Here is a 15,218-nt window from a genome sequence, read left to right as displayed (position 1 = left end):
AAACTTAAGAAAAGACAGGGCAAACGTGACTCATTCGCGGGGGTTTTGTATCACTTCAAAACATTTTATGTATCATTCCCGTATGACAAAAAGGAAAGGCTCCTCTCGGAGCCTTTGTTGAAGCACTTATTTGGCCTTGCCTTGGTTGGCAACGGCCTCGATAGCGGCCTTCACTTCTTCCGGATCGCCGATGAATTCTTTCTTAAGAACCTTCAAGTTGGCATCCAGTTCGTACATCATCGGAATACCTGTTGGCATATTGACGCCCATGATCTCGTCCGGGGTCATCCCTTCCAAATGCTGCATCAGGGCGCGCAAACTGTTCCCGTGAGCCACAATCAGCACTTTTTTGCCTGATTTTACAGCAGGTGCAATCGTGCTATTCCACAGCGGCAAAAAGCGCGCAACGGTGTCTTTCAGGGATTCGTTGCTAGGCAAAAGTTTAGCATCCACATCCTTGTATCGAGGGTCGTGACTAGGGTGACGAGGATCACTCAGCTCCATCGGAGGTGGCGGAGTGTCGTAACTACGGCGCCAGATCTTCACCTGCTCCTCACCATGACGGGCCGCAGTCTCGGCCTTATTCAAACCTTGAAGTGCTCCGTAGTGTCTTTCGTTCAAACGCCAGTCTTTGTGGACAGGAAGCCACACTTGATCAACCTCATCGAGTACGAAATTCAGAGTTTTAATCGCTCTTTTAAGCATGCTTGTATAAGCGACGTCGAAATTGAAGCCTTTTTCACGAAGAGCCTTGCCACCCTTTAGAGCTTCCGCTCGACCTTTTTCGGAAAGATCTACGTCCTGCCAGCCAGTGAAGCGATTCTCCTGGTTCCACACACTTTCACCGTGTCGAATTAGCACCAACTTATACACGTTTAAACTCCTTCATTTTGGATAGAAAAAGAGCTATCATGACAGGGCTTTAAATAACATCAAAAGCTGGCGTTTTGCTGCGCATTAAGACGTGTCAAATCCCCAACTTTTTGAAAAATTAGCGAGCGCAAGCGAACCGTTAGACAAGTTAAATCAAGGCGCATGGAGGAAGGCGTACTCCCTGTACATCGACGACGCAGCAACGCGGAGTTAATTTGTCTAACGGTTCGCTCAACAATCGACGTTTGAGGTTAATCGTGAGCAACAGTGGCATCAACAGTGCGAATCTAGAATATATCGAACAACTCTATGCTGATTTCAAAGCGAATCCGGATTCTTTGGCAGTTGAATGGAAAAGTTTTTTTGAAGGTGTTGAGTTTGCCCAGGGTGGTAAATTCGGAATGTCCGACAAAGAGCTTGCCGTCTTCCAACTGATCCAGGCCTATCGCGCTGACGGACACACTGAAGCCAATCTGAATCCCCTCTATGCTCCGCAAGCCAGTGAGCTTCTTTCGCTGAAACGCTTCGGTCTGACAGAAAAAGATCTGACAGCAAAATTCCAAATCGGCTCTGTGATCGGCAAAGCCAATGCCACGTTAAGTGATATCATCAATCATCTGAAAGCCACATACTGCGGAACTCTTTCTTTACAGGCGGCTGATGCGGCTCCCAAAGAAGTGCAATGGCTGACACAGCAGTTTGAAAGCAATCCTGCGAAACTTTCCTTGGAAGACAAGAAGAATGCACTGGCTTCTTTGACCAAGGCAGAGTCATTGGAAAAATTCGTACACACTCGCTACGTCGGCACAAAACGTTTCTCTGTGGAGGGGGCTGACTCCATCCTGCCTATGATGGATGCCCTGGTGAACAAAGGCACGGCTCAGCAAGTTCAGGAAGTTTACGTGGGCATGGCCCACCGTGGTCGCGTGAACATTCTGGTGAACTTCTTCGGAAAACCTGAAGAGTACGTCTTTGGTGACTTCAACGGTCCATTGGAACTGGCAGAACCTATCGAGGACTTCGACAACGACGTGAAGTACCACTTGGGCTATGTCACGGAAAAGAAAACCGCAACAGGCACTTGCAAGGTCACGCTGGCCTACAACCCTTCTCACCTGGAAACCGTAAATGCGGTGGCACTGGGTATGGCGCGTTCGGCTCAGGATCAAATCGGGGCTGCCGGCAAGAAGAATGTCGTTCCTGTTTTGATCCACGGTGATGCGGCGTTTGCCGGTCAGGGCATCGTACAGGAAACCCTGCAAATGGCAGGGGTTCATTCGCACTCCACAGGCGGAACTCTGCATATCGTCATCGACAATCAGGTGGGGTTCACGACCAGCGGCAAAGACACCCGCTCCACTCGTTATGCTTCTGATGCGGCCAAGATGACTTTCACACCTGTTCTGCATGTGAATGGTGACGACGTTGAAAGTGCGGTGCGCGCGATGGATATCGCCCTTCGCTATCGTCAGGAATTCGGCAAGGACGTTGTAATCAATCTTCTGTGCTATCGTAAATTCGGTCACAATGAAGGTGACGAACCTGCGTTCACTCAGCCGCAAATGTATGAGCTGATCAAAACTCACGCCACTGTTCGTGAGTTGTTTGCAAAAAAACTGGCTGCCGAAGGCAGTGTGGATCAAAAAACGTCTGAAGACCTTTACACTCAGGCGATGGATCGTTTGCAGAAAATCTATGAAGACACCAAAAAGAATCCTCCGAAACTTAAAAACTTCAAGTTTGAAGGAAACTGGAAAGGTCTTCGCAAGTCCAAGGACTCTGATTTTGAAAAGCCCGCCGACACCACTTTCGATCTGGCGAAGCTAAAACAAATCGGTGAAAAAATCGGCAGCTACCCTGCGGACTTCACACCTCACCCAAAACTGATCAAGCTTCTGGAAGCCCGTAAAGCCATGGGCACAGGAAAAGAAAACATCGACTGGGGTATGGGCGAAATGCTGGCCTACGGTTCCCTGCTTAGTGAAGGCACCAACGTGCGTCTGACTGGTGAAGACTGCGTGCGCGGCACGTTCACTCACCGTCACGCGGGCATGTATGATTTCAAAACCGGCAAAGCTTACTTCCCACTGGCTGACTTGAATCCAAAAGCTCAACTGCTGGTGGCAGAAAGTATTCTGTCCGAATATGGCGTTATGGGTTACGAATACGGCTACACTGTTCACAACCCACAACCGTTGGTTATGTGGGAGGCCCAGTTTGGTGATTTCGTGAATGGCGCTCAAATCGTGATCGACCAATATCTGGCGGCTGGCGAATCCAAATGGCAGCAAATGAGCGGCTTGGTTCTTCTTCTGCCTCACGGCTACGAAGGCCAGGGCCCGGAACACTCCTCTGCCCGTCTTGAACGTTTCCTGCAGCTTTGTGCTCAGAACAATATGCAGGTTGTGAATCTAACGACACCGGCGCAAATCTACCATGCTCTTCGCCGCCAAGTTTGCCGTGACTTCCGCAAACCGCTAGTGGTGATGTCGCCAAAATCTTTACTTCGTCACCCGCGTGCTGTTTCCACAATTGACGAGCTGGCAAAAGGTCGCTTCCAGGAAGTGATTGCTGACACTGTTGATAAATCCAAAGTGGACACGGTCGTTTTCGTTTCTGGTAAGCTTTACTACGAACTTCTGGAAGAACGAGAAAAGTCCAAAAAAGAAAACGTCGCACTGGTTCGTCTGGAACAAATCTATCCATTCCCAGCGGCCCAAGTGACAGAGGTTTTGAAGTCTTACCCGAAAGCGAAGACTTTGATCTGGGCTCAGGAAGAACCAAAGAACATGGGTGCCTTCCAAAACGTGTATTTCAAGTTTGTTGATGTCGTATCCAAAGCCGGCCTGAAACTGGGCTTTGAATACGTGGGCCGTCCAGAGAGATCCTCTCCGGCGACCGGCTCTATCTACAGACACAGAAACGAACAAGCTGAAATCGTAAAAGCCGTGTTCAGTAAGTAGTCAACTGGATCGACAGAGCTGGCGCGGCGAATGCCGCAGAAGCTGAAGTAGTAAGTAATTTGATTTTTAGAAAGATTTAAAAAAGGACGTTGCCATGAAACAAGAGATTAAAGTTCCCGCGGTTGGGGAATCCATCACAGAAGCAACCATCGGCAGTTGGACTAAAAAATCCGGCGACTTTGTAAAACGCAATGAAGTTCTTATGCTTCTTGAAACCGACAAAGCCAGCGTGGAAGTTGTTGCTGAAAATGACGGTGTATTGACGATCAATCCGGGCTGCGAAGCCGGTGCCGTTGTACAAATCGGTGCTACGGTTGCAACTCTTGATACAGATGCAAAACCTGCTGCAGGCGCAGCAGTTCCTGCGGCTGAAGCTCCAAAGGCAGCTGCTCCAGCTTCCGCACCTGCCGGTGCTGCAGCTCTTCCGGCTGCCGCCGCGTCTGCGCACTTGTCCCCTGCTGTTAACAGAATCGTAACCGAAAAGGGTCTGGATCCTTCTGCGATCTCTGGAACAGGCAAAGACGGCCGCCTGACTAAAGGTGACGTTCTTGATGCCCAGCCCGCGGCGAAAGCGGCGGCTCCTGCTCCTGCAGCAAAACCTGCTGCGACAGTAACTCCGGTTGCTAGCGGTCCTTCCAAGCAGGGAGATAAAAAGCTTGTTCCGATGACCACCATCCGCAAACGTATTTCTGAAAAACTGAAAGAAGCACAAAACACGGCAGCTCTTTTGACCACCTTCAACGAAGTGGACATGGGCAAAGTGATGGAGCTTCGTTCTAAATACAAAGACAAGTTCAAAGAAAAGTACGGTGTGAACCTGGGCTTCAATGGCTTCTTCGTAAAAGCCGTGGTTGAAGCACTGAAAGACTTCCCTGCGGTCAACGCATGGATCAACGGCACCGATATCGAGTACCACAACTACTACAATATCGGTATCGCGGTATCGACCGAAAGAGGCCTGATGGTTCCGAATGTGAAAGATGCTGATACACTTTCATTGGCTGGTATTGAACTGGCAATCCGTGATTTGGCTGCAAAAGGTCGTGATGGTAAAATCACACCGAACGATCTGGGCGGCGGCACATTCTCAATCACCAATGGCGGAGTGTTCGGTTCTCTGCTTTCAACTCCAATCCTGAACTTCCCACAGTCAGCTATTCTGGGCCTTCACAAAATCCAGGATCGTCCAATGGCGATCAACGGTAAAGTGGAAATTCGCCCGATGATGTATCTGGCTTTGACTTACGATCACCGTATTATCGATGGCAAAGAAGCAGTCAGCTTCCTTGTGAAAATTAAAGAACTTGTCGAAGATCCTGAAAGATTGCTTCTAGAGGTATAATCATGGCAGACACTCAATTTGATCTAATTATTATTGGTTCCGGTCCCGGCGGTTATGTGGGGGCCATCCGTGCAGCTCAGCTGGGTCTTAAAACAGCCGTGATTGAAAAAGATAAGACCTACGGTGGCACATGCCTGAACGTGGGTTGCATCCCTTCCAAGGCACTTCTGGAAAGCTCGGAGCACTATCAGGCGGCTCAGCATGATTTGGCGGCTCACGGTGTGAAAGTGTCCAAAGTGGATTTGGATCTTCCGACTATGCAAGCTCGCAAGGATAAAGTTGTAAAACAAAACACCGAAGGCATCGCCTTCCTGTTCAAAAAGAACAAGATCACTCCTTTCAACGGCATGGGAAAAATCGTGGCTCCGGGCAAGGTGGAAGTGAAGGGCGCTGACGGCAACACGCAAGTTCTGACGACTAAATCCATCTGTATTGCAACGGGTTCTGTCCCTGTTGAACTTCCATTCCTGAAATACGATGAAAAGCGTATTGTTTCCAACACGGGCGCTCTGGCTTTGGATCAGGTTCCAAAATCCATGATCGTTGTCGGTGGTGGTGTGATCGGTTTGGAGCTGGGCTCTGTATGGCAGCGTTTGGGCGCAAAAGTCACTGTGATCGAATATGCCAACCGCTTGGGCGGCCCGATGGATCAGGACTGCATGAATGTACTTAAAAAATCCCTGGAAAAAGAAGGCATGAGCTTCCTACTTTCCACAAAGGTCACAGGCTCCAAAGTCGGTAACGACGGAGTGGAAGTGACTTATGAGTCCCTAACTGACGGCAAATCTTCTTCCATGAAAGCAGATGTTGTTCTGGTTTCCACCGGACGCAAAGCTTTCTCGACCGGTGTGGGTTGCGAGGAAGTGGGCATTCAAAAAGATCCTCAGGGTCGTATCATCGTGGATAAACACTACCAAACCAACGTTCCGGGCATTTATGCCATCGGTGACGTTATTGCCGGCCCCATGCTTGCGCACAAAGCGGAAGAAGAAGGCGTGGCACTGGCAGAAATGCTGGCTGGTGGCGCAGGTCACGTGAACTACGACACGGTTCCAGGTGTGATCTACACTCATCCGGAAATCGCTTCAGTGGGCATCACTGAAGAATACGCCAAAGAAAAGGGCCTTGAGATCAACGTGGGTAAATTCCCGTTCATGGCCAACGGCCGTGCACGTGCGAAAGGTTACACAGAAGGTTTTGTGAAGATCATCGCGGATAAGAAAACAGACAAAATCCTTGGCGCCCACATGGTGGGTCCGGGCGTGTCTGAGCTGATCCACGAAGTGATCGTCTGTATGGAGTTCGGCGGCAGCAGTGAAGATCTGGCAAGATCCTTCCACGCCCACCCGACCCTGTCAGAGGTTGTTCGCGAAGCGGCGCTGGCCGTGGAAAAACGCCAACGTCAAATGTAAGCTTGCGGCCCTGCCCCGGCAGGTCCCAAAAGAATAAAATAAAAACCACAGTCTCAAGCTGTGGTTTTTTTATTTCTTCCCCCGCTTAATCAAGAAAAGATGACAGCGAGTTTAAAATCGGAATATCCACGTTTAACATGCGATAAGAATAAGTAAAGCGCGCTTCCAATTGGATGGTGTCCACAGCCCCACCCAAGAAATCCGTGGTGGTATTATCGGAATGAACCTGAATATCAAAAACGTGGATCTGCCCGTTGTAACCTCCGCCCACTTTCGCATCAGAAAAAAATCCGACAAAGCTTTCGTCAAAATCGTCTGATCCCGAAAATCTGCCCACCACTTTTTGCCAGGACGGTCCGATCGCGGCAAAGCCCGTCAGATACCACGGACCGTGCACCCAGATTCCACCCAAGGCACCGCCGACACCAGCGTATTTTCTATCCAGTTCCTTCAAGGTGCCAAGACGTTCAAACTTTGTCGCCGCTGAAGGTGGCACAAAAGGATCATCTGCATAAATCTTATTATCTCCAACAGCGACGCTGGCAAAATAAGCCCAGCCGCTTTGTAACTGCCTTCCATCCTGCGCAAACCCAACAGCCAGAGTATAATCCTCTTCCTTCAGGTTCCAATGCATAACGGCCCCCAGGTTGCGGGCCTTGATATCAGAGCGTTGGTATTTAACACCTGCGGGTGCAAGGCCCGAGGCCAACTCATCTGTATTTTTAAGATAGAATCCATCATAAGACTGGTAGCTAAACTCGTAGCTGCGTCGTCCATAAAAACGCAGGTGAAAATCCGTCGCATGACTTTCCCCCATTTCCGGAATGGTGGAACGGTAGTCACCTTCAGCTCATCGGGATTTTGCCCTTCCCAACGTGCAGCTTGAACATTCCGGCCCGTCAAAAAAATTACGAAAAGAATTCCTGCAACACGAGCTACTGACACAATGAACTAAGGACCTTCCATGCAGGCTGAACAGCCGGCTCTTGTGGAGTCTCTTCGGCAGTGGGTTCGTACTGATTGATCAAATCACTTTCGTACTTGGGACAGTCTTTCTTTTTAAAGATTTTTTCCGGCGGTAAGGACTCCAGAATCGAAACCATCAAATCCATGTGGGCCTCGTCCTGGGCGCCTTGAGGAACACTGTTGTCACGCAAACTTTTGATCTGTCCCACGACTCTATTCATGGCGCGAAAACGATCGCGGTTATTTTTGGCCCTGTTAACTTCCTTTTCCAGAAGTTCCGCCAAAGTATCAACCTGTTGCCGTACACTGCGGTTGCTATAGATCGCGATCTCTTTTCCCCCAGCCCCATAAGAAACTGAAGTGGCCCCCAAGCATAGACTGCTCAAGACTGCCATATTTAAGATGCCCGATTTCATAACTACCTCCAGCCCCTTTATCTTACGTTCCGGAGGTTTTTTCAATCTCGACTCTATTGACGGCCCAAATACTGATGATTTTTTAATTATGATTCATGAGAATCGACACCCGCCTGCTTAGGAGCAGATGCCTTCTATGATTTCGTAGGATCTTTTTAATGCCGGGTGCGTCGGACGATGCTCCGCATAGGGCTCAAAGTCGATCATAACACGGGCTTTATACTCAGGACATTTTTCAACAGAAAACGCACCATCCGTTGCGACATGTTCCAGGGAAGCCGTGGAATAATCCAAATAGACTTCTTTATCCACTGTCTGCACAGAGTTTTGTTTACGAACTTCTTCGATGCTGGAAAGTGTCTGTTTCAGCATTTCCACCTTGGCACTGGCGGGCATGCGGGAATGGACCTGTCTGTTCAACGTGTTCAAACTGCCATCAACACTGCGAACCACATCCGCCACTTTCATGACAGAACCCTGACCACCACCGGTGAATGGCGCACGCACCTGAAAAGTAAATGCAGATGTCAGCAGGACAACGGAAACCGATCCTAGAACTGCAAGTATTGGTCTGCTGTACATACTTTAACCCCCATCTCTTTTTCCAACTGCTTATGTTTTGCGGCCACAAAGCTTAAATATCCCGGAGCCCCACCCGCATTCGGGTTGGTGATAATCGCATAGGCATGCGCGATTCTCATATACTCTGGCAAAGTCAGCTCATCGGATTTGGCAAATACAGCCTTCAACAATGGATGGCGGTATTTATCGTATTTTACTTTCAATTCATTGATTTTCTTCTGTTTGGCATCTTCAGCAAGCTTGGCATTACCAGTGATCGCCCTTACTTCTTTTTGCACGTGAGGACGAAGGTCTTTGTACATCTTCTGTGCTTTCACAACATCCACACCCAGTTCACGCAGAACTTCCAAAGACGTCAGGGCTTTATCAAATTCCACCGCATCCTCAGAGCCCAGACCACGCCAGAATGTTGGCAGATTCGTCACGATAGCCCATTTACCAGTGCTGATATTCTGGAAGTCGATGTCTTCATTCTTAATATATTTCTTTTTTTCTTCTCTTTGTTTGATGTAGTTATCCAGATAGATCTTACCGCTCTGAATACCGGCATTAAAGCCCAAAGAAACCAGAATCTGCTTGATCACAGTCAGATTGGCATGAGTCGCGCCTAAAGCACGCAGACGCTCAACATAATTGCCTCGGCCCATGTAGCCGTTTAGTTCTTCGCCTTCTCTGTAAATACGACCATTCAAAATATCACTGCCTGCGCCATAACTAAGGCCTGTGGCATTTTTAAGCATGCTGCGATAGAAAATACCCGTAAACAGAATGTTACGAAGCGGGTTGGACGGCACTGTCATAACCACACAACGGTTGGTGGAAGACCACGGAGTATAGCAGTCCTCGCCCTCGGATTCCCCCACCAGACACAGTTTCTTGCCCGTCGGAACTTCCAGCGTGTAAGCACTTTTTTCCGCCACAATCCTTTTGCAGGATGCTTTGTCGGACTTGGCGATCTCTTTCATGTACCAATCCAATGTGGATGGCTGTTTGACGTCCATGTTGTAGCGGACAAACACCTCTTTAAGAGCACTGACTGTCAACTGCCCCACACCGGCATCAAAACCGCCACCCAAAGTGTTTACATGCAGGCCGCTTTCGTTGTAGAGCTTCGGCAAAAGTTCCTTTACCGGAATATTCAAACAATCACCCACATCAACCAGTGCATTGTAAACACTGTTCACGTATGGCTCTGTTGTACATGGCGGCTGAAAGCCCAGGCCATCAGCACCTCGGGTGGGTGAAGACAGCAGTTCACCCTTGGCACCACGGCACATGGAAATAGCGCCCGATTTGGAATTCAAAGGAATGAAATTTTGCATAATGAAAGACACGCATTCTTTCGGTGGATTATTGCCTGCCAGTTGGGCGCGGGTGCGATTGCCAGCAAAGACCGATGACATCTTTTTAAGATCATTGGCAAAATAGTTACGAGCCGGACCACACTGCTCTGCTGTTTCAAATGCACCTTTGGATGCAAAGTCAGCCGTTCCCGCTGATTCAGAGGATGTGTTCAATGATAGCTGATGCCAGCCAAAACCGGCAAAAGCCACGAAACAACAGAATGTGGAAAACCAGAAAGAAGTACTTGAACGTCGCACGAGCTTCTCCTATCAAGTGGAATATCAACTTCTTATCTGTTTAATTGACTGAAAACTGAATGAACGAAAGTCCAGTAAACGCCTAAAAGGTGTAGGTCACGGCCAACAAGGCGTTAGCGCCGCCCAGGAAATAGAAAACCGAGCTGATCTCTTTATTCTCTTCTTGAGTCGCTCCATAGATATTAGCCGCCGCCAGCAAAGCATGGGTGGCGACGCGAATCCACTTGGCCTTGCGTTTTTCCTCCTGCTGTTTATACAGGAATCTTTGCAGGACCTCGTTTCTTTCAGCCAGACTTAAGGATGAACCCTCGATGGCATAGTAAAAAGAATCCAGCTCATTCCCCGTCCAATAATAAGTCGCCCCCAGCCCTATCGCCGCCAACCCCAGATTCGAGGTGATGGCAAAAATCGTCCGACTGAAGATTTCTTCAGACTGCTGGTAGGCGATAGTGCCGCCTGCCGCAGCGATTGCCCCGGAAATCATATAGGCGATTCCCGTCCGCTCATCTTCCTGCTGTTGATGCAGAACATACTGACGGAACTCGGTCCAGTTCGCGGCACCGGCAAAAGCTGCTTCTCTTTTAAAAGCCCCTGCGGAGCTTGAAAACAACAAGGCGATCATCACCAAAAAGATCTTCACAGGCTCACCCCGAACTGAATAAAGACGCTTTTATTCTGTTTTTCACTCCAGTAAGAAAGCCCCGTCGAAAAACTTTTATATGTCGCCAGAAAACCCACCGACTGGTCGTACTGAGATCCACTGACCACCGCCTGCAAAAGCCCCAACTGATAAGTGATCGCTGCGCGCACGGCATCTTGAAAATTTTCGGTTTCATTGTGAATTTGAAATTGCACACCCACTTCCAACAGTCCCAAGGGAACTGTTGGTTTTATCGAAGCTCCTAAAAGCCCCTGCGGACGGATGGGATACTGCTGTGATTTGTAAGAGCTGACACCCCACTGGGAAAGCATGGCAGAAATCTGCGGCTCCCACACAGCGTCCTCCCAGGCATATAAAAAACCGGGCTCAACATACAGGATATCCTGATTATGGATTTCAAAAAGTTGATCGCTATCTCCGGCCATGGCCTCGGCAATCGAAAAAGAATTTCCGATGTACTTGATATGGGTGTAGCGCAACTGCAAGCCCGCATAAAAGTTGCCCGAGGTGAAGCTGGCCAGCTGTGCTTTGATACTTTGTTCTTCCGAGGCAATCATGTCCACCATTGGAAGAGCCGCATTTTCAAACTGATAGACATACACCAGTCGATAAGGTTCTACTGAAATGCCCCAGGTCGGCCGCTGAAAGGATGCTTCGATGGAAATCTCGCCATCCACCATTTCTCTCCGGGAGAATATCTTTGCCACAGCCTGTTCGTCGCTTTTGCCGTCCAGAAGCTCTTCTGCCTCTCGCAGATATTCCATATTACTTCCCAGCATCAGATCGGCATCAAAACGTGGCGCTTTGTCCTTGGCCACAAAAGCCGGATTGCAGGGAAGCCCGCGACGAAAGCTATCCATCGAATAACAAACACTTCCCAAAGAACGGACTAAAAAGCGACTGCCTCCGTCACGCAATACCGGGGAATATGTCGCTGCTTTGGCAACCACTCCCGCGCCCGACATCAGCACTGTCAAAGTCAACACATGCCTTAGAAGCATATTTTCTCCTGAGGCCAGGGAATCTTTTGCGCTTCCGCTTTAAAAACCGCAAGTTCGGTTTCATATTTGGCAAATTCCTTTTGCCGATCAGGAAATGCCCCTTGCAGGTCACGGGAAATAAAAATCAAGGTGTCTGTCAATTCCAGCATCCATTGGAAGTAGGGCTGCAATTGGTCTGAACAAAGACTCTGCGCCGTCACCTGCCCCCAGGATTGCAAGCCCTGTTCGACCACGGACTTCAAAAGCACCACACGCAAGACTCCTGAATAAAGACGAACACCCGCGTTTGTATCCTGCTGCAAAACTTCCACGGCATGCCCAACGTCTGCTCGCCCTTGTTCGGAAAGCACAGGCACCTTCTTCCAGTGTTCAGCATAGCGGGCCAAAGACCTCACCAGATTTTCTGTTTGCTGATTTAAAGAAAGGCCTTCCAGTGACACGGCCTCGGCCTGAAAGTCCCGTAGCACCACAAAGGTATAAATCTTTTCAATGCGAATCCCCGCACGTCCCGCATAAGCCGACGCCAGCGCCATCTTCACATGGGGATGGGGATCTGCCTGAAGCAGCTTTTTAAAGTAGCTGACAGCCTCACCATAGCGTCGCTGGTCTATGAGCTGATGCCCCGTGGAAAGACGACTTTCGCGAGTCACAACAGACTCTTTCCCCTGACAAGACAGCAGAGCAAAAACGGCCGCAAAAAGTATGAGCTTTATGATTGTTCGCATAGATAACGCGGCATACTAATGTCGCTAAGCGCAAAATTCGAGATGACACATGAGGCAGTATAATAATTCCATTGATCCTTACCTCTCAGCAATATACCCCTGCCCCGGTGTAACACTTCAGGGAGGCTACATGCGTAATTTTGCTTTTGCTGTAATGATGTTCTTCGGAATGTCCGCTCAGGCTGCGGTTTGGACCGAAGCCAATGAATGGTCTCCGGCCTATGAAGACCGCTTTGCAGAGTGGGTTCGCACGGAATGGCGCACAGACTTCTTTTCCCGTAAATCTTTGAAAAACGGTCAAAGCAATCCCTACTATGGCCTGCGTGTGGATTGCGCAGACACAGTTTATTCCATGCGTATCGTATTTGCTTACGAAAACCGTCTGCCATTCGTAGCTCAGGACCCGACGTCTTCCGGCAAAACTCTGTCTAATAAAATGAGCCGCTGGGATGGACAAAGCGAAATCAATCGCGTGCGCAACTTCCTTCTGTTCATCTATAACACCATGAGCACTCGTTCTTTGCCGAACGATACTTATCCTGTAGCGATCAGCCGTGACACCATCCGTTCCGGTGGGTTGATGGCGACAACAAAAAAGAATCATCACTCTTGGACCATCAAAGAAATTCTGCCCATTGGTGTACCTTACTTGGTTTACAACTCTGTGGTTGGAGCAAACTCCGGTTTTGGTTTGCAAGAGCGCCAGTCCTGGCCAAATCCGGACTGGGTGTTTGAAGGTGACTACACGGCTTCCAGCGGTGCGGGCTTCCGTTACTGGAGACCGGCTGCTGCATTGAACAAACCCGTATGGCAAACTCCGGGCTACAGCGATGAACAATTCAAGATTCCTTTGAACAAATGGGTTCGCTACGTACAAAACCGTCTGGCCTTGCGCCAGGAAACAGACGATCAACTGATTGCCCGTTTGATGAAGACGACTTGTGAAGGTTTCACGGGCCGTGTGACTTCCATCAACGAAGGGATCGATTATCTGAAACGCAATTCCAAGTGCATGGACTATGCGACCTATGACACGTACTCCACACCAAATCGTGACCGTCGTATTTTTGACGATTTCATGACTTTGCGTCGCTCCTATCGTGAAATCCTGCACATCAATGGTGGCAACCAGCTTAGTGCAGCTACGAAAGCTCAACTGGATAAGATCTTCCCGGCAATCAGCCTGTCAGCCTCTCAGGAGGCTTCCAAGATGACCGCTCAGAGCATTACAGCGGCCTCTGTTTGTTCCACGGCTTATCTTCCTGGCCGCACTATGGATCTGGCAGAGTTCAAACGTCGTTTGTTCCAGGGTCTGATTTCCAACAACCCTCATGATGGCGGCGAATACCGCTGGGGCGATGTTCGTGGGCCTTCGCAGCGTGCAAGAAGCTGTCAGTCATGGGACCATTGGGCTCCAGACTTAACTCAGGAATAATAAGGAACTATGAGATCGACAAAACTTAGCACTTGGCTTCTGTGGGCACTGGCACTTTTCCTGTTAGGGATTGCAACGGATTACTATTTCCTGCACATCCTTTTCCACCAAAAACAGCAGGAAGCCTTGCAAGTGATGGAAGATCAGGGGATCGCGGCCACTCCAGCCGGAACACCCGAAACCACGGGAGCTGACGACAGCTTCCTTGGTGAAAAAGGTGACTCCAGTGCCCCGGCAGATTCGGGCAAAGATAATTTTCTGAACTCTTTGCAGACCTGTGCTCCGGAAGTTGCCGCGCAGGCCGTGGCAACACCGGAAGCCTTGATGGAATACCTGCAAAAAAGCGTGGGTATTGAAAAAGAAGAAGTCTCTTTGGAAAACTACCATCTGACTTTGCCTGACGGGTCTTTCCGTCGTGTGCATCTGATCACAGCAGATAACACCAACGCGAAAGATCGCGTGGAAATGCGCTTCTTCAAACTGGACGCTGAAGGCTATCCAGAGCGCCTGGCATTAAAAGGCGATGAAACGCTGGAATCTTTGCTGGCCTTGGGGAAAGTCACTCGTCATGAGGTGAAATCCGAACTGTTATTGCGTGATAAGACCTCTGTGGCGCTGGAAAAGCACGACAACAAAGTATTTGAGTTCCAGTATAACAATCACGGCAAGATCCTGTCCTGCCGCTTTAAAGAATGTCAGTGCCAATAGCACCCATCCAAGGTCCAGGACCTTATTAAGAATCCGTCACATTATTTCAATCCACAAGCCCTCTGTTAAGATTAAACACAGAGGGCTTTTTTCATGACAAAGACAGGTTCCTTCTTACACAGCCGAAGCTTGTGGGTCTATTACACCCTGTTCTTTTCAGGATCGTTGGTCCTTGTCTATCAAGCCGTCGGTTGGGAAGTAATCGGCGATTCAGTCAATTTTCTGTGTCTGCTGTTTATCATGAATGGCCTGCTGGCCCGTCGGTTCATTCATGTTATTGAAAATTCTTTGCTGCTGACTTTGGGATATATCCTTCCCCTGCTGATTCGCAACTGCCTGAAGCTGTCTTACAGTGAAGCCCCTTCTGTAAAGGACTTCCTGCAACTGGCATTGGTTTCCACTTCAACCACTTTGGCTTTGGGGCTGGCATTTTCCTTTGTGGGAATGGTTTTCTTTCATTTTGCTCATAAGATTAAAAAAGCCAGTCGCAGCCGGGTGACCACCAACACCCTGTCTTCTGACGATTAGCCAGC

General features: G+C 49.2%; 14 protein-coding genes. 6 read left to right on the top strand and 8 right to left on the bottom strand.

Annotated features, from left to right (window positions below):
• Positions 1-126: 126 nt before the first annotated feature.
• Positions 127-873, bottom strand: coding sequence for a 2,3-diphosphoglycerate-dependent phosphoglycerate mutase (gpmA, locus tag EZJ49_RS07835; RefSeq protein ID WP_262555735.1), 747 nt, complete (start codon positions 871-873; stop codon positions 127-129).
• A 257-nt stretch (positions 874-1,130) separates the two neighbouring features.
• Between gpmA and EZJ49_RS07830 the strand changes: the two genes are divergently transcribed.
• From EZJ49_RS07830 to lpdA, 3 genes are all read left to right on the top strand, one after another.
• Positions 1,131-3,836, top strand: a complete 2,706-nt coding sequence (locus EZJ49_RS07830) for a 2-oxoglutarate dehydrogenase E1 component (protein WP_262555733.1) — start codon at positions 1,131-1,133, stop codon at positions 3,834-3,836.
• A 94-nt stretch (positions 3,837-3,930) separates the two neighbouring features.
• Positions 3,931-5,178 (top strand): 2-oxoglutarate dehydrogenase complex dihydrolipoyllysine-residue succinyltransferase, encoded by a 1,248-nt coding sequence (gene odhB, locus EZJ49_RS07825; protein WP_262555731.1) that lies wholly within the window; start codon positions 3,931-3,933, stop codon positions 5,176-5,178.
• A gap of 2 nt (positions 5,179-5,180) precedes the next feature.
• Positions 5,181-6,590, top strand: coding sequence for a dihydrolipoyl dehydrogenase (gene lpdA, locus EZJ49_RS07820; protein ID WP_262555729.1), 1,410 nt, complete (start codon positions 5,181-5,183; stop codon positions 6,588-6,590).
• Between the two features lie 85 nt (positions 6,591-6,675).
• On the opposite strand, the gene EZJ49_RS07815 is transcribed toward lpdA, so the two are convergent.
• The 7 genes from EZJ49_RS07815 to EZJ49_RS07785 form a co-directional block, all read right to left on the bottom strand.
• A complete protein-coding gene (locus EZJ49_RS07815) occupies positions 6,676-7,407 on the bottom strand; it encodes a DUF4421 family protein (protein ID WP_262555727.1) in 732 nt (243 codons plus the stop codon).
• Positions 7,408-7,525: 118 nt separating this feature from the next.
• The gene (locus tag EZJ49_RS07810) at positions 7,526-7,972 is read right to left on the bottom strand and encodes a hypothetical protein (protein ID WP_262555725.1); all 447 of its coding nucleotides are present in this window, start codon (positions 7,970-7,972) and stop codon (positions 7,526-7,528) included.
• A gap of 117 nt (positions 7,973-8,089) precedes the next feature.
• A complete protein-coding gene (locus EZJ49_RS07805; protein WP_262555723.1) occupies positions 8,090-8,554 on the bottom strand; it encodes a hypothetical protein in 465 nt (154 codons plus the stop codon).
• Positions 8,524-10,155: a hypothetical protein gene (locus EZJ49_RS07800; protein WP_262555721.1), complete on the bottom strand. Its 1,632-nt coding sequence runs from the start codon at positions 10,153-10,155 to the stop codon at positions 8,524-8,526. Before EZJ49_RS07800 ends, EZJ49_RS07805 begins: the two co-directional genes overlap by 31 nt.
• An 82-nt stretch (positions 10,156-10,237) precedes the next feature.
• Positions 10,238-10,795 carry a hypothetical protein gene (locus EZJ49_RS07795; RefSeq protein ID WP_262555719.1) on the bottom strand — a complete coding sequence of 186 codons (558 nt, stop codon included), beginning with the start codon at positions 10,793-10,795 and terminating at the stop codon, positions 10,238-10,240.
• Complete coding sequence (locus EZJ49_RS07790) at positions 10,792-11,817, bottom strand: hypothetical protein (protein WP_262555718.1); 1,026 nt, start codon at positions 11,815-11,817, stop codon at positions 10,792-10,794. The genes EZJ49_RS07795 and EZJ49_RS07790 overlap by 4 nt, the downstream gene beginning before the upstream one ends.
• Entirely contained in the window at positions 11,808-12,467 is a 660-nt protein-coding gene (locus EZJ49_RS07785; RefSeq protein WP_262555715.1) for a hypothetical protein, read from the bottom strand. Before EZJ49_RS07785 ends, EZJ49_RS07790 begins: the two co-directional genes overlap by 10 nt.
• A 205-nt stretch (positions 12,468-12,672) precedes the next feature.
• Between EZJ49_RS07785 and EZJ49_RS07780 the strand changes: the two genes are divergently transcribed.
• The 3 genes from EZJ49_RS07780 to EZJ49_RS07770 all read left to right on the top strand — a co-directional run bounded on the left by EZJ49_RS07780 (position 12,673) and on the right by EZJ49_RS07770 (position 15,213).
• Positions 12,673-13,977, top strand: a complete 1,305-nt coding sequence (locus tag EZJ49_RS07780) for a hypothetical protein (RefSeq protein ID WP_262555713.1) — start codon at positions 12,673-12,675, stop codon at positions 13,975-13,977.
• A gap of 9 nt (positions 13,978-13,986) precedes the next feature.
• Positions 13,987-14,685: a hypothetical protein gene (locus EZJ49_RS07775; protein WP_262555711.1), complete on the top strand. Its 699-nt coding sequence runs from the start codon at positions 13,987-13,989 to the stop codon at positions 14,683-14,685.
• Between the two features lie 93 nt (positions 14,686-14,778).
• Positions 14,779-15,213: a hypothetical protein gene (locus tag EZJ49_RS07770; protein ID WP_262555710.1), complete on the top strand. Its 435-nt coding sequence runs from the start codon at positions 14,779-14,781 to the stop codon at positions 15,211-15,213.
• Positions 15,214-15,218 lie beyond the last annotated feature (5 nt).

The sequence above is a fragment of the Bdellovibrio bacteriovorus genome (genome assembly GCF_025558485.1).
Classification (GTDB): domain Bacteria; phylum Bdellovibrionota; class Bdellovibrionia; order Bdellovibrionales; family Bdellovibrionaceae; genus Bdellovibrio; species Bdellovibrio bacteriovorus_G.
Note: the sequence above shows the minus strand (reverse complement) of the source record. Positions and strands in the feature narration are given on the sequence as shown.